The following is a 16,234-nucleotide window of genomic DNA, read 5'->3' on the forward strand; positions in this document are numbered from 1 at the left end:
GTGGCGGCTCACGGGTCAGGGCTCGTTGCCCGGCGGCGGCTGCTCGGACAGCGGCGGGCCGGCGTGCCAGAAGTCATAGAAGTTGAACCAGTTGTACGGGGCGCTGCGGCTGAACCGCTCCAGCAGCGCCACGTAGTCGGCCAGCGCCGCCTGCACCGCCGTTTCGCGCTGGCCGCGCGCGGTCTCGGTGAAGTCCGCCAGCGGCACGAAGTGAACATCGTAGCGGTTGCCGCCGCGGTACAGGCCGGTGATGAAGAACACCGGCCGCCGCAGCATGGCCGCCATGCGCAGCGGGCCGGTGGGGAAGCCGGTCGGCGCGCCGAGGAACTCGCACTGCTGCACCGGGTCGGTGGCGCGCTGCGACAGCGTGCGGTCGGCCAGCATGCCGATCATATAGCCGCGGTCCAGGTAGTCGCGCACGCGCAGCATGGTGTCGAAGCGGCCCAGCGCGATCACGTCCTGGCGCATCGCCGGGTTGATCGACTGCAGCACGTCGTTGAGCTTGTGCGCGTTCTCTTCGTACATGGTGATCGCAACCTCCATGTCCGGGTGGCGCCGGCCGAGCGCGCGCACCACCTCGAAGCTGCCCAGGTGCGCGCCCAGCAGGATGGCGCCGCGTCCGCGCGCCATCGCCGCTTCCAGCAGGTGCTCGCCATGCAGGCGGATGTCGAACAGGTCGAAGCGGCCGTTGAGCAGGTAGATGCGGTCGTGGATGGTCGAGGCGAAGGTGAACACATGCCGGTAGCCGTCGCTCCAGCCGGCCTGGCGGCCGAGCACGCGGTCCAGGTAGGCGCGCGAGGCATGGCGCGCCGCCGGCGCGAACAGCATGAAGTAGGCGGCGATGGCGCGCAGCACCACGCGCCCGGCAGGCCGGCCCAGCGCCAGCGAGATCCACGTCATGACGCGCAGCAGCGTGATGCTGCCACGCTCTGCGCGGCTGGACCATTCCGCATCCAGCGGCGCCTGGCGCCGCCACAGCCAGCTCAGCATGGCAAGGCTCCCGCTTGCGGCGCGCTGGCGCGCACCTGCAGCGTGCCGCTGGCGACATCGCGCCCGGCGCTGCGCAGCGTGAAGCGGATGGTCTCGTCGCCATCGGCTGCCGGCTCGGACTGGTGCAGCACCTCCACGCGCTCGCCCGGGCGCACCGGGCTCAGGAACTTCAGCATGCTGGCCTGCGCGAGCGCGAGCGGGCGCCCGCGCGCGGCCCCGAGCGCAAGCACGGCATGGTCCAGCAGCACCACGCCCGGCACGATCGGATGGCCCGGGAAGTGGCCGGCCATGGCCGGGTGGGCGGCGTCGATGACAAAGCCCGGCGGCGGCGCGGGAGGGCGCACCTGCGTACCGGACAGGGTTGCCACCAGCGCCGCCAGCGCCTGGCGTGGCAGCTTGCCCGCGGCGTTGCGCGGCAGCTGCTCGGCAAAGTACAGCGGGCGCGGCATGAAGGCCGGATCGATGCGCCGGCGCAGCGCCTGCTGCAATGCGGCCGGTGCCAGGCCCGGCGCCACCACCACGGCCACCAGCCGCACCACGTGCCCTTCGGTGCCGCCTTCATGCGCGTCGTCGGGCATGAAGAACGCGCCGTCGCGCACGCCGTCAATGGCGGTGAGCTGGTGATTCAGGTAGCCCAGCGAAGTCCGCTTGCCGGCGATATTGAGCAGGTCGGCCTTGCGCCCATGGAGCAGGAAGCGCTGCGCGTCGAGCGGGACGATGGCGTCGCCCAGCGGCACCGGCTGCTCGATATGGCCGCCCTCGGCCCAGGTTTCGCCCTCGCTCTCGCTCTCGCCTGCGGTCGCGTCGCCGGCGGCATGGGGGCGGGCTTGCAGCCGCACCCCCCGCACCAGCGTCCAGGTGTCTTCCCGTGCGGTGCGGCGGGTGGCCAGTTGTCCGGTCTCGGTGCTGCCGTAGATTTCGCACAGCGGCGCGGCGAACAGCGCCTCGGTCTGGGCGGCCAGCTGGCGTCCGAGCGGCGCCGTGGCGCACAGCACCAGGTCGGCCGCGGGCATGGGCAGCCCGGACTGCACCAGCGTGCGCAGATGCACCGGGGAGCTGACCAGCGCGCGCGGCGCCGGCACCGCCGCCAGTGCCGCACTGACATCGGCCGGATAGAACGCCGGCGCCGCCACCAGCGCCGCACGGCCCTGCAGCACCAGCATCACGGTGGCTTCGAGGCCGAACATATGCTGCGGCGGCACCGTGCCGGCCAGCGTCCACGCCCGCCCGTCGAGCAGGCCGAGCCGTTGCGCCGCGGCGCGCGCGCAGCCGGCCATGGCGCCCCAGGTCTTGCGGTGCGGCACCGGCGTGCCGGTCGATCCCGACGTGAACACGTAGGCCATCACCTGCGCCGCCGGAATCTGCGGGATCTCGACCGGGCCGTCCTCGGGGGCGGCGGCGGCGGCCAGGCCATCGTGGTAGTGCAGCGCCGGCATGTCGAAGGCGGCTTCGGGCTGGTCGTGCAGGCAGAAGGCGTCGGGCGCGAAGGCGAGCAACTGGCGCACCGTCTCGGGCGTGTGCGACGGCGGCAGCAGCGTGGGCTTGCCCGCCAGCAGCGCCGCGCACAGGCCGACGGTAAAGCGGTAGCGGTCGGTGCAGGCGTTGAAGACATGGCCGCCAGGCGGCAGCGCGGCCGCCAGCGTGGCCGCATCGGCCAGGAATTGCCGCACGGTGACAGGCCGTCCGTGCGCCCAGGCGATGATGTCGTCGGGCGTAGCGTGGGCAACGATGGGGAGCGTGGTCATGGACGGAGCCTGTGCCGGTTTCGCGAGGGGCGGGGCGAAGGATGGCGCGTCAGCGCGGCAACCCGGGCCGGGCCGCACGGGCCGTCATCAGCGCGCGGTAACCATGCACCGCGTCGAGCAGGCCGCGGTGGCGCATGTCCGGAAAGGCGAGGCGGCGGTACACGGCCTCGCCCGCGAACATGAGCGCGATCAGCAGCGGCGTGGCCAGGTTGGCGAAGCTGGACCAGGCCGCCACCGGCGCCAGCACGAACAGCAGCGTCGACACCCCCACCATCGCCGCGAAGAACAGCGTCCAGGCCTGCGTCACGCGCACCGTGTAGCGCGCATGCGCGGCGGACAGCGTGCCGTGGATGGCGGTGGCGATCTGCGTGCACAGCGGGGTGCGGCCGCGGCGCAGGCTGAGCGCGAACATCGCGCCCAGCGCGGCATTGGCGCCCGCATGCTGCAGGAAGTAGGTCCAGCCGAAATGCGCGGCCAGCGGCGCGCGCCACAGCCACAGTGCGGCGCACGCGGCCAGCAGCGCCAGCAGGGCAGGGGTACGCCCGGCCACGCGGCGGCAGGCCACGAAACCGATCAGCAGGAACGGCGCCGCGCCGAGCCACAGCGCGGCCACTTCGGCGCCGGGCTGGTGGGCGGCGCGATGCAGGGCCGACTCGTAGACCACGAAGGCCGCCACCGCGCCGATCCAGGCATGGCGCCGCCACCAAGGGGCGGCGGCGTCCGGCGCGGGCGGGGCTCCGGCGGGCGGGGAAAGGCGGTCAACAGGCTGGCTCGAAGGCATCTGTGGAGCTTGGTGTGTTGCGTAAGTCGCTTGGCGTGCATGGCGCCGGGAAGGCGCCAATGGCATGCGAAGCGAACGCTTTATACCCCAAAAGACCCTCCGGACGCGATCATGATTCCCCAATAGGTTGTTGATGTTGTTACTAAACTTCTCTCGAGTGGCCCCGAAATGCCCCGTTTGATAGCATTCGGGTGCCCGACGCCCGCACCGGGAATCTGATGCCCCCGCGCGGGCGGCGCAGCGGCGCTACAGCCACTTAGCAACATGACCGAACTCGAAACCGAACTTGCCCGCCTGATCCTCGACGAACTCGACATCGCCGAACTGCGGCTGGAGGACATCACCGCCGCCACCCCGCTCTATGGAGAAGGCTTCGGGCTGGATTCGATCGACATCCTCGAGATCGCCCTGCTGGTATCGCGCAAGTACGGCGTCGAGCTGCGCTCGGACAATCCGGACAACAAGGCCATCTTCACCTCACTGGGCAGCCTGGCCGCCTACCTGGCGCAACACCGCACGCGCTAGCCCAGCGATCGCTCCCCTCAGCCCGGACAGGATCACGACATGCCGCAGCAAGCCACGCCCGCACCGGCGCTGGTGGCAGGCGGCGCCGAGCCGTCGGCGACCCACCTGGTGCTGATCCCCAGCTATAACCCCGGCGTGCGCCTGCAGGAGGTGCTGCGGGCCGCGCGCGCCGCCTGGACCCCGGTGTGGGTGGTGGTCGACGGCAGCACCGACGGCAGCACGCAGTGGCTGCAGGCGCAGGCCGCCACCGACCCGGGGCTGCAGGTGCTGGTGCTGCCCAGCAACCAGGGCAAGGGCGCGGCGGTGCTGCACGGCATCGAACGCGCCGCGGCGGCAGGCTATACGCATGCGCTGGTGATGGATTCCGACGGCCAGCATCCCGCCCAGCTGATTCCGCAATTCATGGCGCTGTCGCAGCGCGAGCCCGGCGCGATGGTGCTGGGCCGCCCGCGCTTCGACGCCAGCGCCCCGCGCGAGCGGGTCTACTGGCGGCGCATGTCGAACTTCTGGGTGGATGTGGAGACGCTGTGGGCCGGCATCGGCGATTCCCTGTTCGGCTTCCGCGTCTACCCGATCGCGCCGCTGCGTGCCGTGATGCAGCACAGCCGCTGGATGCGGCGCTTCGATTTCGATCCCGAAGTCGCCGTGCGGCTGTGCTGGCGCGGCGTGCGCCCGCTCAACCTGGACGCGCCGGTGCGCTACTTCAAGCCGCGCGAGGGCGGGGTCTCGCACTTCCGCTACCTGCGCGACAACCTGCTGCTGGCCGGCATGCACCTGCGGCTGCTGGCCGGCTTCGTGGTGCGGCTGCCGGTGCTGCTGTGGCGGCGCTTGCGCGGGTGGTCCAGCCACACGGCGTAGGGCCACGGCAAAGCAAAGAGGCCGCACGCGGCGGCCTGGTTGCCAGTCGGCCGGACCGGCCGGTCAGTCGCCGAGTTCGTGGCCGATGACACCGCCCACCACGGCACCGCCGATGGTGCCGGCGGCACTGCCGTCGGTCAGTTCATGCCCGGCGACACCGCCGGCCACCGCGCCCGCCGCGGTACAGCCGGCCAGCGCCATGCTTGCGCCTACCAGAAGCGCGCCTGCGAGTTTCCACATGATGGTCTCCTGCCTGGTTGCCGGGCCTGCCGCGCACCACCGGCGGCCAGGCCCTCATGTGTCCACTTTAGGCGTGTGGTGCGGCGCGGCCCTTCCGTGAGGCGCCGATTGCCCTGTAGGAATCGGACGACGGGCGGGGTGGCGCGCCCGTGGCCTCAGGCCTTGCCGCCGTGCTGGCGCAGCCGCTTGATCAGCGACGAGGTATCGGCACGGCCACAGCCCATCTGCTGCAGCTCGGCGTAGAACTGGTCCACCAGCGCCGTGACCGGCAGGCCGGCGCCGTTGCGGCGGGCCTCGTCCAGGCACAGGCCAAGGTCCTTGCGCATCCAGTCCACCGCGAAGCCGAAATCGAACTTGTTGTCGATCATGGTGGGGCCGCGGTTCTCCAGCTGCCAGGAACCGGCCGCGCCCTTGCTGATGACGTCCAGCACCAGGCGCATGTCCAGGCCCGCGCGCTCGCCGAAGGCAATGGCCTCGGACAGGCCCTGGATCAGGCCCGCGATGCTGATCTGGTTGACCATCTTGGCCAGCTGCCCCGCGCCGGATTCGCCGATGCGGGTCACGGCGCGCGCGTAGGCGGCGATGACCGGCTCGGCGCGCGCGAAGGCTTCGGCGTCGCCGCCGCACATGATGGTCAGGATGCCTTTTTCCGCGCCCACTTCGCCGCCCGAGACCGGGCCGTCGACAAAGTGCAGGCCGCGCTCGCCGGCCGCCGCGTAGAGCTCACGGGCGACGTTGGCGCTGGCGGTAGTGTGGTCGACAAAGATGCAGCCGCTGGGCGCGCCGAAGAAGGCGCCGTCGCGCCCGGTCAGCACCGCGCGCAGGTCGTCGTCGTTGCCGACGCAGGAGCAGACCACCTGCGCATCGCGCACCGCCTGCGCGGGGGTGGCGGCGGCTTTGCCGCCGAAGCGCTCGACCCAGGCCTGCGCCTTGGCCGCGGTGCGGTTATAGACCGTGACCTCGTGGCCCTTGGCGGCCAGGTGGCCGGCCATGTGGAAACCCATGACGCCCAGTCCGAGGAATGCGACACGCATGCTGCTGCTCCGTTGCTTGTTTGAGGTTCGGGATCGGTGCGGCGCGGGCGCGCCGGTCCCTGAGTATACGGGCCGGGTGGCGCCGCGGACAGATACAGAACTGCGGGCGCCGTGGCATGACAGGCAGGGCAGCGAAGGCCCTGGCAAGTCACAACCGGGTCAGAACCCGCCTACGCCAGCATCCGCCCTTGTCCTATCCCTCGCGCGGCGCGCGCTGCCTACATTGAACACAGGTTGCACCCCTCCGAAGGAGCCGACTCATGTCATTCGCGCTATACATCATCGGCCTGCTGGTGCTGGTGGGCGGCATTGCCTGGGGCCTGTCGACGGCCGGGCTGGCGCCGGTCTATATCGGCATTGCCTGCCTGATCGTGCTCGGTATCGGCATCATGGCGGCCGTCTCGCGTACCCGCACCAAGGACCCCTCCTGACACCGCGCCTGGCGGTTGCGGGCCCGGCGCCACGCCGGGCCCGTCCGCATGCGCGCCCGCATCCCCGGTCACGCCGCGCAGCGGCGGGCGCACCAGGCTGGCGTGCCACGCCTGCTGCAGCACCTGGGCGATCTGGTTGAACGCTTCCTTGGAAATCACCGCCTCCTCGCGCATCGTTTCCAGCGACAGCCTGCCCTTGCGCAGCGCGAACAGCATCAGCAGGCGCCGCTCCAGCGCCACGGTATAGGCGCCGAACCTGGCGCGCATGTCCGCCAGCCCCTCCGCGGCCGCCCGCGAGCGGTCTTCCAGCACGCCGTCGAGCACGGTCGCCATGCGCGCGCCGAACACCGGCGTCAGCATCGAGCGGTTGTAGCGGCGCAGCCGGTCGAGCACGGTCTGGCGGCAGATCAGCAGTTCAAAGCGGTCGGCCAGCGCCCGCGCCAGCGGGCGGTCGATGCCCAGCCGGCGGTGCAGGAACAGCGCCACCTTGAAACCCAGGTGATAGTCCAGGATATGCCGCGCGGCGCGGTTGTAGCCGATGCGGCCCTGCTCGCGCGCCGCGTCGATCATCTGCGCGGTGTTGCGCATCATCGCGTCGAGGTTGGCCACCGAGATCACGCCGTCGCCGTATTCGGGAATCAGCTCGCGCTCGCGCGTGGCCAGCGTGACCAGGCCGATGCTGAGGCGGTCGCGCTCGGACAGGGCGGTGTCGAAGTCGAATTCCGCCGAGCCCAGCTCGATGCCGTGCCGGTACTTCTGCGCCGCCTCGCGCGCGATCGCGGGGGGCAGGTCGAACGAGTCGGCCACGCGCGCCAGCATTGCCTCGACCTCTTCGGTGGAAAGGCGGATCGCCTGCAGCTGCAGCGCGCGCTCCTGCGGCGACAGCTGGTCCAGACCGAGCCGGTGGATCAGCCCGCGCAGCGTGGTGCCGTTGAGCAGCAGGCTGACCAGCACGAAGCCGGTAGCGAGGATGGCGACGAAATGCCGCGTTTCGTAGGGCAGGTCGCTGTTCTCGGCAATGCCCAGCGCCAGCACCAGCGTCACCGCGCCGCGCAGCCCGCCCCAGGCGATGGCGAGCTTGAAGGCGCCGTCGATGGGCGCACTCAGCCGCAGCCACGACAGCAGCGGCAGCAGCCCGAACAGCGTTACTAGGCGCGCCGCCAGCGCCGCCAGCACCAGCGCCAGCAGCAGCCAGCCATGATGCCCGGTCACGCCCGCCAGCATCGACGGCACGCGCACGGCCGCGAGCAGGAACACCACGGCGCCGGCAATCCCGGCGAACTGCTCCCACATCATGCGCAGGTGGCGCCAGTTGGGCGGCGCCAGACGCGTGGGACCGAGCGCGCTGACCATCAATCCGGCGCACACCACGGCGACCACGCCCGACACGCCCAGCAGTTGCTCGGCCAGCAGGTAGAGCGGGTAGGGCAGCGCCAGCGTCAGCGCGCTTTCGGCCATGGCCAGGCCGGCCAGCCGCGGCAGCAGGTCGGACACCAGCCGCCCGGCCAGCGCGCCGCACAGCACCCCGCCGGCAAAGGCCCACGCCAGTTCGCGCAGCCCCGCCGCCAGCGTTGCCTGCGCGCCATGTCCGGTCAGCATCGCCACCAGCACGCCGACGATGGCGATGGCGGCGGCGTCGTTGAGCAGGCTTTCGCCCTCGACCAGCCGGATCAGCCGCGCCGGCGCGCCCACGTCGCGGAAGATCGCGATCACCGCGGCCGGGTCGGTGGTGGCCACCACCGCGCCCAGCAGCAGGCACACCGCCAGCGGCATGCCGCTGGCCGCCGCGGTGGCCACGCCGATAACACCGGTGGCCACCACCACGGCCACCACCGCCAGCAGCAGGATCGGCGCCGCGTCCGGCAGCATGCCGCGCACGTCGGCGGTCAGCGCGGCGTGGAACAGCAGCGGCGGCAGGAAGATCCACAGGTAGGCCTCGGGCGGCAAGGCCGGATCGATCAGCGGATGCAGGAAGTGGCGGGCGAAGTCCGGGTGGGCGGCGTCGATCGCCACATAGCCGGCACCGATGGCGATGCCGATGGCCGACAGCAGCGTCGATTCCGGCAGCACCAGCCGTGCCGCGGCCACCTGCACCACGGCGACGATGGCCAGCAGCGCGCCGGCCAGGATCAGGATATCGACGATGATGCTCATGCGCCGGCCTCCGTGTCCGCAGGGCCGGGCGGCGGCGGGCTCGCCAGCCGCGCGCGCACGGCCGCCGCCAGTTCGGCCGCCGCCGGCGACAGGCTGCGGTTGCGCGCGGTCACCAGCCCGATCGAGCGCTCGGTCACCGGCGCGGTCAGCAGCCGCTCGACAATGCCGGGCTGGCGCACCGTGCCGGCGGCGATCTCGGGCAGCGCGGCCACGCCGAAGCCGCATTCGACCATGGCCGCGATGGTGGCCAGGCGTTCGGCCTCGAACACCGGCTGGAAGCGGATGCGGTTCTGCAGGAAGGCCCACTCCGCGTACTGGCGCACGCTGCTGGGATGGGTCATCGACACATGCGGCGCATCGGCGGTATCGGCCCAGCGCAGCGGGCCCGGGCTGCGCGCCAGCGGGTGCGCCGACGGGATCAGCAGCACGAAGCGGTCCGACAGCAGCGGCTCGTACTGCAGGTCCGCCTGCTGCGGGTTGGCGGCGGTCAGCGCGAAATCCACATCGCCTGCGCGCACCAGGTCGAAAGCCGGCCCGGACAAGGTGTCGAACACCTTCAGCGCGACCTCGGGGCGCGCCTGGTGGTAGGCCATCAGCACGCGCGGCAGCACCCGCGCCGCCAGCGACGGCAGCGCGGCCACCGCCACCTGGCCGCGCTCGGCGCTGGCGATGCCGGTCACGGCGTCGATCGCGCCGCGGAACGCCGCCTGCAGCAGCGCGGCCTGCTGCATGAAGACCTGGCCTGCCGCGGTCAGGCGCACGGTGCGGGTGGTGCGGTCGAACAGGCGCACGCCCAGCGATTCCTCGATGCGCAGGATTTGCGTGGACAGGGCGGATTGCGACAGGTGCAGCTGGCTGGCGGCCTGGCGGAAGTTCAGCGTGCGGCCCAGCACCAGCGTGGTTTCGATGTCGCGCATCGACAGGTTGATGTTCATGGGAGCGGCGCTCCGGCAGCCTCCGGCGGCCGGAACGTTAAGGCGATTGATCTGGTTTGGTGATCATTTTATCCAGAGAATCGACTTCTTCAATCAAAGCGGGTTCTCTACACTGGCGGGATGCCAGGAGAGACCATGTCCAATCCCAACCCCGCGTCCACGCCACCGATACTCGGCCGGCCAGGCGCCGCCCATGCCGTGGTAGTAGGCGGCGGCACCATGGGCGCCGATGTCGCCGTGGTGCTGACCCGTGCGCTGTGCCGCACCACCGTCGTCGAGCCCGATGCCGCGCGTGCCGGCGCGTTGCCCGGCCGCGTGCGCGCCAACCTCGCCGCAATCGGCCGCGAAGCGGGCGCGGAACGCCTGGCGGTGGCCGCGACGCTCGACGCCGTGGACTGGGCATCGGTCGACCTGGTGATCGAATGCATTCCCGAAGACCTGGCGCTGAAGCAGGCGCTGTTTGCCGGGCTGGTGGCGCGTGCGCGCCCGCACACGCTGCTTGCGAGCAACAGCAGCAGCTTCCCGATCAGCGCGATCGGCGCCGGCCTGGATACGCGTGAACGCATGCTCGGCCTGCACTTCTTCATGCCGGCACACCTGGTGCCGCTGGTCGAGGTGGTGATGGGCGAGGCCAGCGACGAGGCCCACGCCGACGCGCTGGCCGCGTTCATGCGCCGCTGCGGCATGGTGCCGGTAAAGGTGCGCAAGGACCTGCCCGGCTTCCTCGCCAACCGTCTGCAGCATGCGCTGTCGCGCGAGGCCTTCAGCCTGATCGACCGCGGCATTGCCTCGCCCGAGGATGTCGATGCGGCGGTGCGCTTCGGCTTCGGCTTCCGCTTCCTGGCGGCGGGCCCGGTGCTGCAGCGCGACCACGCCGGCATCGACGTGCATGCGGCGGCCGGCGCCACCATGTACCCGACCTTCTGCAACGACGACCATCCCGCGCGCTGCCTGTCCGAGCGCGCCGCCGACGGCCGCCATGGCATGAAGCGCGGCGCAGGCTTTTACGCATGGACGCCCGAAACCATCGCCGCCGAGCGCGCGCGCTATGACCACCTGCTGCGCGCCGGCCTGGCGCTGATCGCGTCCGAACTGCCCGAGATCCAGCCATGACCCATGTCCCATCCCAGGCCGCCACCCAGCCTGCCCCGCAGCGCGCCGCCCTGGCCGAATCGCCGCTGATCGTCACGGTCGCGCCCAACGGCGCCTACAAGCGTGCGAGCGACCATCCCGCGGTGCCGCTGACCGCGGCGGCGCTGGCGGCGGAAGCGCGCGCCTGCCTCGATGCCGGCGCCGCCATGATGCATATGCACGTGCGCGATGCCGAGGGCCGCCATTCGCTCGATGTGCAGACCTACCGCGACGCGCTGGCGGCGGTGCGGCAGGCGGTCGGCGACGCGCTGCTGGTGCAGGTGACCAGCGAGGCCGCCGGTGTGTACCGGGCCGCGGAGCAGATGGCGATGGTGCGCGCGCTGCGCCCCGAGGCGGTTTCGGTCGGCCTGCGCGAAGTGGCGGTGCCGGAGATTGCGGACCGCGAGCTGGCGGCATTCTTCGCCTGGCTGGCGCGCGAACGCGTGATGACGCAGGTGATCCTGTATGACGCAGCCGACGTGCGGCGCTGGCAGCAAATGCGCGCGCGCGGCATGGTGCCGCCGGGCGCGTGGTCGGTGCTGTATGTGCTGGGCCGCTACACGGCGGGACAGGTGTCGTCGCCGCACGACCTGCTGCCGTTCCTGCAGGCGGCGGCCGAGGGCGGCGATGCGCTGCCGTGGGCCATCTGCGCGTTCGGGCGCGAGGAGAATGCCTGCGTGACCGCGGCCGCCGCGTTCGGCGGCCATGTGCGGGTGGGCTTCGAGAACAACCTGCTGTTGCGCGACGGCAGCCGTGCGCCCGGCAACCATGCGCTGGTGGCGCAGGCAGTGCAGGGCGGGCTGACGCTGGGCCGGCCGATCGCCGATGCGGCCGATGCGCGCCGGATCTACAGCGAGGTGCGCTGAGGCGCGGGCGCAGTGCCGTCAGGCGCCGTCGCTGAAGCTGTCGCGCGGGGAGTTCGGGTTGTGGGCGCCGTCGGCGAACGGGTTGCGCGCACCGGTCGCGGTGTGCGCGCCGTCGGTAAAGCTGCTGCGGGTGCCGGTGGCGGCGTTGGCGCCGTCGCTGAACGGGCTGCGCGTGCTGGTGATGCCGTGCGCGCCATCGCTGAACGGATCGACGCTGCGTGGCGCGGCTTGCGCGGCGCCGGCAACGCCGGCAATAAGGGCGGTGGCGACAAAGACTTGCCTGAGTGCATGCATGGATCGCTTCTCCGTAAGGTTGCCGGCCCGGAATGGGCGGCGGTGTGGCTAGTCTAGGTGGCGGCCACCCACACGAGCATGACCGCCACATGACATTGGCGTCATCCGGCGCGCCGTAGACGGCACCGCATCCACGCCGGAGACGCTGCCGCCGGGCAAAGGCTGTAGAATCATGGCTGTCCGACCGGCCCGTGGTTCCATCGCCGGTTTTTCATTGCCCGCGGAAATGCAGCGGGCCTCTCACAAGAGTCATGTCCGAGTCTGATTCAGCCAAACTCGCTGCGGTGGCGTGGATCCGCGAGCAAATGGACCGTCATGCCCTGACCCTCGACGATCTGGTCGAGGCCGGGTGCTTCGACAAAGTCCCGACGGCAGCGGCGGGCGCCGACGAACCCGCGCCGCCGGCGGCCACCGCCGCGGCGCCGAAGGCCGCGGGCGCGCGGCCGCTGTACCGCAATGCCCTGGGCCAGAGCTGGGACGGGCAGGGCGAATATCCTGACTGGCTGCAGCGGGCGGTCAACGCCGGGCAATCGATCGAATTCTTCCGCGTCGATTAAGGCGCGGTTAAATCCCCTTTATATCCCTGCGGAGCGTCGCGCTCAGCAGTGCGGGGGCAGCAGCCGCAGCACCGGCAGCATCGGCAGGATCCCGGTGAATGCTGCCGGCGTGGCCATGGGCGCCACGTGAGAGCGGTGCATGAAGACCTCGGGGGGCAGCTCGCGCAGCAGGTTCGAAGCCGCGGCAGGTTGCAAGGTGGTGTCCGGGGCCGTGTCTTCGGGAGCATCCGGCTCGCCCAGCTGCAACGGCGCGCCGTCGCCGGCCGGTCCGGCCATCACGCGCACCGCGCTGCCGCCGCAGCCCGCGTTGGCGGCGCCGTCCAGCGACGCTTCCGCTGCCAGCTTGGCTGCGACGTGCCGGTCCGGCAGCGACAGGCCAGCCGCCTGTACCGCGCCGCACATACGGGCGTCCGGGGCGTCCGCCGCCGCGGCGCCCGCAGCGGGCAGCGCCAGCAGGGCAACAGACAGCAACATGGAGCTAGGCAGGCGTTTCATCGCAGGGAAACCGGCAGAATGGTGACGATGCGCGCGGGCCAGCCGCGCGCACGGGAGGTGAGCGCGCATTCTACCGGGGATTACCGGGGATTTGGGCGGCCATGCCGTGGCAATGCCTTGGCATGGCGATGACATTTCTGCAATCTTTACCCATTTTCCGCCATCCTCGGCTAGCGTTACGCCATGGCGGCACTGGGCCGCCGGAAAGTGACTGAATCATGCGTATCCTGATTGTCGAGGACGAACCCAAGGCAGGTGACTACCTGCACAAGGGCCTGACCGAATCCGGCTTCGTGGTGGACCTGGCGCGCGACGGCGCGGACGGCCTGGCCCACGCGCGCGAGCATCCCTATGACCTGATCGTGCTGGACGTGATGCTGCCCGGCCTGGACGGCTGGGAGGTGCTGCGCGAGCTGCGCCGCGAGCGCGACACGCCGGTGCTGTTCCTGACCGCGCGCGACGAGCTGTCGGACCGCCTCAAAGGCCTCGAGCTCGGCGCCGACGACTACATGGTCAAGCCCTTTGCCTTCGCCGAGCTGGTGCTGCGCATCCGCACCATCCTGCGCCGCGGCCCGCTGCGCGAGAGCGAGTTCATCGAAGTGGCAGACCTGCAGATCGACGCCATCCGCCGCCGCGTGGTGCGCGCCGGCCAGAAGATTGACCTGACCTCGAAGGAATTCGCGCTGCTGTACCTGCTGGCGCGCCGGCGCGGCGAGGTGCTGTCGCGCTCGCTGATCGCCTCGCAGGTGTGGGATGTCAATTTCGACAGCAACACCAATGTGGTCGACGTGTCGATCCGGCGCCTGCGCGCCAAGGTCGACGACCCGTTCCCGCGCAAGCTGATCCATACGCGCCGCGGCATGGGTTATGTGCTGGACGACGGCGATGAGCGGGTGCAGGACGCATGATGCGGCTGCCGTCTTCGCTTACCACGCGGCTGGCGCTGGCCTACGGACTGGCCACCGCCGCGATCCTCGCCAGCGTGGCGGCGTACCTGTCGAGCGCGCTGTCGGCCCAGCTCGAAGGACGCGATGAAAGCGAGCTGGTGGGCGAGGTGCTGCTGGTGCGCCACCTGCTGCGCGAGGTGCGCAGCGAAGCCGAGATCCGCGCCGACACCCACCGCTTTGCCGATATCGCGATGGGCCACGAGGGCCTGATCCTGGTGGTGCGCACGCGCCAGGGCGAGCCGCTGGTGACGCTGAACCCGCGCAACGAGACCGTGCCGCCGCTGCGCGTGCTGCCGGCCACCACGCAGCCCGAGAAGAGCATGCTGCAGACCTGGCGGCCGAAGAACGGCGTGCCGTCGCGCGGCATTGCCGCGCTGGGCCAGCTGGGCGACTCGGACAAGGCCGTCGAAATCGTGGTGCTGCGCGACGCCGGCTATCGCGTGGCGCTGATCCGCGAGTACCGCCACCAGCTGTTGTGGGCCACGCTGTGCGGCGCCGCGGTGGCGGCCGGGCTGGGCTTTGCGCTGGCGCGGCGCGCGCTGCGGCCGCTGCGGCGCATGGCCGCCGATGCCGCCGCGGTGACCACCAGCCGGCTGGCCACGCGGCTCGACGTCGGCAGTGCGCCGGCGGAGCTGCGCGAACTGGCGGCCGCGCTCAACGACATGCTGGCGCGGCTGCAGGACAGCTTTTCGCGGCTGTCCGAGTTCTCGGCCGACCTCGCCCATGACTTCCGCACGCCGATCAGCAACCTGATCGGCCAGACCCAGGTCACGCTGGCGCAAAGCCGCAACACCGCCGAGTATGAGGCCCTGCTCGAGTCCAACCTGGAGGAATACGAGCGCCTGGCCCGCATGATCGAAAACATGCTGTTCCTGGCGCGCGCCGACCATGCGCAGGTGGCGCTGGACGTGCGCACGCTGGACGCGCGCGAAGAGCTCGACAAAATGGCCGAGTACTTCGAAGCCGTGGCGGCGGACCGCGAGGTCATGCTGACGGTGTCCGGCTCCGCGCCGGTGCAGGCCGACCAGACGCTGCTGCGGCGCGCGGTGACCAACCTGCTCGACAACGCGCTGCGCCACGCGCCGGCGGGCAGCACGGTGCGCGTCGACGTGGCGCGCGCGCCCACGGCGGCGGGCACTGGCACGGGCACCAGCATCCGCGTCAGCAACCCGGGTCCGGCGATTCCGCCGGAGACGCTGCCGCACATTTTCGGCCGCTTCTACCGCGCCGATCCGTCGCGGCGCAACTCGGCGGCATCGACGGGGCTGGGGCTGGCCATCGTCGACACCATCATGCGCCTGCATGGCGGCAGCGTGACGGTGCGCAGCGTCGACGGACTGACCGTGTTCACGCTGCAGTTCCCGGCCGAGCCGGTGGCGATGCCGGCTGCCGCCGCTGCCGTCGCCGTATCCTGAACCCGCGCTTGCACTGTCCCGGCGCGCGCGCATAATGGCGCGCGTGCCGGCCGCATCCGCTCCCGGAGCGCCCGGCAGTTCCATGTCATGCAACCCGATGGACTACCAGGAGAGCAACATGCAGGTGCAACCGTATCTGGATTTCGGCGGCCGCTTCGACGAGGCGGTGGCCTTTTACGGCAAGGTGCTGGGTGCGCAAGTCACGTTTGCGATGCGCTACAAGGAGGCGCCGCAGGACCAGGGCATGGCGGTGCCCGATGACTGGAAGGACAAGGTGATGCACGCCAATCTGCAGATTGGCGAGAACCAGGTGATGGCCTCCGATGGCCGTCCCGGCGAACGCCCCGCGTTCAGCGGCTTCAGCCTGTCGGTCGGCGGGGTCAGCCGCGATGAAGGCCAGCGCATCTTCGAGGGCCTGAGCGCAGGCGGCCAGGTGGTGGTGCCGTACCAGAAGACCTTCTGGGCCGAAGGTTTCGGCATGCTGGTGGACCGCTTCGGCATGTCGTGGATGGTCAACTGCGAGCACTAAGCGCCCGCCGCGGCATGGCCGGCATCACGACGGCCATGCCGCTTGACTCTGTAGCCACTACAGGGTCTTCAATGTCATCAGGTCAAACCAGCGCGAACAACAAGACATGGCTCGCACGTCACCTGAAGACGCTCTTCCACACGATCACACCGTCCGGCACGATGGGCCGCATGGCGCCTGCCATCGGCATGACCATGACCATGGCCATCACGGGCACGCTCACGCCCACGTCCCCGAACCGGCGCCGGCGCCTGCCGCATGTTGCGGCGGCGGGTGCGCGTCTACCGTCGCGCTGACGCCACCGCCG

General features: G+C 71.0%; 18 protein-coding genes. 9 read left to right on the forward strand and 9 right to left on the reverse strand.

What is annotated here, in order from left to right; genetic code table 11:
* Window positions 1-15: 15 nt before the first annotated feature.
* The 3 genes from LIN44_RS16780 to LIN44_RS16790 are packed head-to-tail and all read right to left on the reverse strand — an operon-like array spanning window position 16 to window position 3,516.
* Window positions 16-990, reverse strand: a complete 975-nt coding sequence (locus LIN44_RS16780; protein WP_227315418.1) for an acyl-CoA synthetase — start codon at window positions 988-990, stop codon at window positions 16-18.
* A complete protein-coding gene (locus LIN44_RS16785; protein WP_227315419.1) occupies window positions 984-2,735 on the reverse strand; it encodes an AMP-binding protein in 1,752 nt (583 codons plus the stop codon). The genes LIN44_RS16780 and LIN44_RS16785 overlap by 7 nt, the downstream gene beginning before the upstream one ends.
* A gap of 49 nt (window positions 2,736-2,784) precedes the next feature.
* A complete protein-coding gene (locus LIN44_RS16790) occupies window positions 2,785-3,516 on the reverse strand; it encodes an acyl carrier protein (RefSeq protein WP_227315420.1) in 732 nt (243 codons plus the stop codon).
* Between the two features lie 264 nt (window positions 3,517-3,780).
* On the opposite strand from LIN44_RS16790, the gene LIN44_RS16795 reads away from it, so the two are divergent.
* A complete protein-coding gene (locus LIN44_RS16795) occupies window positions 3,781-4,041 on the forward strand; it encodes a phosphopantetheine-binding protein (protein WP_227315421.1) in 261 nt (86 codons plus the stop codon).
* Between the two features lie 39 nt (window positions 4,042-4,080).
* On the forward strand, window positions 4,081-4,899 hold the full coding sequence (locus LIN44_RS16800; protein ID WP_227315422.1) for a glycosyltransferase family 2 protein: 819 nt from the start codon (window positions 4,081-4,083) through the stop codon (window positions 4,897-4,899).
* 63 nt (window positions 4,900-4,962) lie between these two features.
* Here LIN44_RS16800 and LIN44_RS16805 read toward each other — a convergent pair whose 3' ends face one another.
* The 4 genes from LIN44_RS16805 to LIN44_RS16820 form a co-directional block, all read right to left on the reverse strand.
* Window positions 4,963-5,139, reverse strand: coding sequence for a glycine zipper 2TM domain-containing protein (locus LIN44_RS16805; protein WP_082819097.1), 177 nt, complete (start codon window positions 5,137-5,139; stop codon window positions 4,963-4,965).
* Between the two features lie 155 nt (window positions 5,140-5,294).
* Window positions 5,295-6,173 carry an NAD(P)-dependent oxidoreductase gene (locus tag LIN44_RS16810; protein WP_227315423.1) on the reverse strand — a complete coding sequence of 293 codons (879 nt, stop codon included), beginning with the start codon at window positions 6,171-6,173 and terminating at the stop codon, window positions 5,295-5,297.
* 272 nt (window positions 6,174-6,445) lie between these two features.
* Window positions 6,446-8,758, reverse strand: coding sequence for a sodium:proton antiporter (locus tag LIN44_RS16815; protein ID WP_227315424.1), 2,313 nt, complete (start codon window positions 8,756-8,758; stop codon window positions 6,446-6,448).
* Window positions 8,755-9,693, reverse strand: coding sequence for a LysR family transcriptional regulator (locus tag LIN44_RS16820; RefSeq protein ID WP_227315425.1), 939 nt, complete (start codon window positions 9,691-9,693; stop codon window positions 8,755-8,757). Before LIN44_RS16820 ends, LIN44_RS16815 begins: the two co-directional genes overlap by 4 nt.
* 135 nt (window positions 9,694-9,828) lie before the next feature.
* On the opposite strand from LIN44_RS16820, the gene LIN44_RS16825 reads away from it, so the two are divergent.
* Window positions 9,829-10,806 carry a 3-hydroxyacyl-CoA dehydrogenase family protein gene (locus tag LIN44_RS16825; RefSeq protein ID WP_227315426.1) on the forward strand — a complete coding sequence of 326 codons (978 nt, stop codon included), beginning with the start codon at window positions 9,829-9,831 and terminating at the stop codon, window positions 10,804-10,806.
* Window positions 10,803-11,690 (forward strand): 3-keto-5-aminohexanoate cleavage protein, encoded by an 888-nt coding sequence (locus LIN44_RS16830; protein WP_227315427.1) that lies wholly within the window; start codon window positions 10,803-10,805, stop codon window positions 11,688-11,690. Before LIN44_RS16825 ends, LIN44_RS16830 begins: the two co-directional genes overlap by 4 nt.
* A gap of 18 nt (window positions 11,691-11,708) precedes the next feature.
* Here LIN44_RS16830 and LIN44_RS16835 read toward each other — a convergent pair whose 3' ends face one another.
* On the reverse strand, window positions 11,709-11,984 hold the full coding sequence (locus LIN44_RS16835) for a hydroxyquinol 1,2-dioxygenase (RefSeq protein ID WP_227315428.1): 276 nt from the start codon (window positions 11,982-11,984) through the stop codon (window positions 11,709-11,711).
* Window positions 11,985-12,235: 251 nt separating this feature from the next.
* On the opposite strand from LIN44_RS16835, the gene LIN44_RS16840 reads away from it, so the two are divergent.
* Window positions 12,236-12,541 carry an H-NS family nucleoid-associated regulatory protein gene (locus LIN44_RS16840; RefSeq protein ID WP_227315429.1) on the forward strand — a complete coding sequence of 102 codons (306 nt, stop codon included), beginning with the start codon at window positions 12,236-12,238 and terminating at the stop codon, window positions 12,539-12,541.
* 42 nt (window positions 12,542-12,583) lie between these two features.
* Here the strand turns inward: LIN44_RS16840 and LIN44_RS16845 are convergent, their stop codons facing one another.
* Entirely contained in the window at window positions 12,584-13,015 is a 432-nt protein-coding gene (locus LIN44_RS16845) for a hypothetical protein (RefSeq protein ID WP_227315430.1), read from the reverse strand.
* Between the two features lie 239 nt (window positions 13,016-13,254).
* Between LIN44_RS16845 and LIN44_RS16850 the strand changes: the two genes are divergently transcribed.
* The 4 genes from LIN44_RS16850 (at window position 13,255) to LIN44_RS16865 (ending at window position 16,223) form a co-directional block, all read left to right on the forward strand.
* Complete coding sequence (locus LIN44_RS16850; protein ID WP_018008628.1) at window positions 13,255-13,944, forward strand: heavy metal response regulator transcription factor; 690 nt, start codon at window positions 13,255-13,257, stop codon at window positions 13,942-13,944.
* Complete coding sequence (locus LIN44_RS16855; RefSeq protein WP_227315431.1) at window positions 13,941-15,398, forward strand: heavy metal sensor histidine kinase; 1,458 nt, start codon at window positions 13,941-13,943, stop codon at window positions 15,396-15,398. Before LIN44_RS16850 ends, LIN44_RS16855 begins: the two co-directional genes overlap by 4 nt.
* Before the next feature lie 118 nt (window positions 15,399-15,516).
* On the forward strand, window positions 15,517-15,927 hold the full coding sequence (locus LIN44_RS16860; protein WP_227315432.1) for a VOC family protein: 411 nt from the start codon (window positions 15,517-15,519) through the stop codon (window positions 15,925-15,927).
* Between the two features lie 71 nt (window positions 15,928-15,998).
* On the forward strand, window positions 15,999-16,223 hold the full coding sequence (locus LIN44_RS16865) for a hypothetical protein (RefSeq protein ID WP_227316456.1): 225 nt from the start codon (window positions 15,999-16,001) through the stop codon (window positions 16,221-16,223).
* The last annotated feature ends 11 nt before the right edge of the window (window positions 16,224-16,234 follow it).

This window comes from Cupriavidus sp. MP-37, assembly GCF_020618415.1.
Classification (GTDB): Bacteria; Pseudomonadota; Gammaproteobacteria; order Burkholderiales; family Burkholderiaceae; genus Cupriavidus.

Coding starts and splice junctions, on each gene's coding strand:
- LIN44_RS16780 (WP_227315418.1), bottom strand. CDS start 990: ATGCTGAGCTGGCTGTGGCGGCGCCAGGCGCCGCTGGATGCGGAATGG.
- LIN44_RS16785 (WP_227315419.1), bottom strand. CDS start 2,735: ATGACCACGCTCCCCATCGTTGCCCACGCTACGCCCGACGACATCATC.
- LIN44_RS16790 (WP_227315420.1), bottom strand. CDS start 3,516: ATGCCTTCGAGCCAGCCTGTTGACCGCCTTTCCCCGCCCGCCGGAGCC.
- LIN44_RS16795 (WP_227315421.1), top strand. CDS start 3,781: ATGACCGAACTCGAAACCGAACTTGCCCGCCTGATCCTCGACGAACTC.
- LIN44_RS16800 (WP_227315422.1), top strand. CDS start 4,081: ATGCCGCAGCAAGCCACGCCCGCACCGGCGCTGGTGGCAGGCGGCGCC.
- LIN44_RS16805 (WP_082819097.1), bottom strand. CDS start 5,139: ATGTGGAAACTCGCAGGCGCGCTTCTGGTAGGCGCAAGCATGGCGCTG.
- LIN44_RS16810 (WP_227315423.1), bottom strand. CDS start 6,173: ATGCGTGTCGCATTCCTCGGACTGGGCGTCATGGGTTTCCACATGGCC.
- LIN44_RS16815 (WP_227315424.1), bottom strand. CDS start 8,758: ATGAGCATCATCGTCGATATCCTGATCCTGGCCGGCGCGCTGCTGGCC.
- LIN44_RS16820 (WP_227315425.1), bottom strand. CDS start 9,693: ATGAACATCAACCTGTCGATGCGCGACATCGAAACCACGCTGGTGCTG.
- LIN44_RS16825 (WP_227315426.1), top strand. CDS start 9,829: ATGTCCAATCCCAACCCCGCGTCCACGCCACCGATACTCGGCCGGCCA.
- LIN44_RS16830 (WP_227315427.1), top strand. CDS start 10,803: ATGACCCATGTCCCATCCCAGGCCGCCACCCAGCCTGCCCCGCAGCGC.
- LIN44_RS16835 (WP_227315428.1), bottom strand. CDS start 11,984: ATGCATGCACTCAGGCAAGTCTTTGTCGCCACCGCCCTTATTGCCGGC.
- LIN44_RS16840 (WP_227315429.1), top strand. CDS start 12,236: ATGTCCGAGTCTGATTCAGCCAAACTCGCTGCGGTGGCGTGGATCCGC.
- LIN44_RS16845 (WP_227315430.1), bottom strand. CDS start 13,015: ATGTTGCTGTCTGTTGCCCTGCTGGCGCTGCCCGCTGCGGGCGCCGCG.
- LIN44_RS16850 (WP_018008628.1), top strand. CDS start 13,255: ATGCGTATCCTGATTGTCGAGGACGAACCCAAGGCAGGTGACTACCTG.
- LIN44_RS16855 (WP_227315431.1), top strand. CDS start 13,941: ATGATGCGGCTGCCGTCTTCGCTTACCACGCGGCTGGCGCTGGCCTAC.
- LIN44_RS16860 (WP_227315432.1), top strand. CDS start 15,517: ATGCAGGTGCAACCGTATCTGGATTTCGGCGGCCGCTTCGACGAGGCG.
- LIN44_RS16865 (WP_227316456.1), top strand. CDS start 15,999: ATGTCATCAGGTCAAACCAGCGCGAACAACAAGACATGGCTCGCACGT.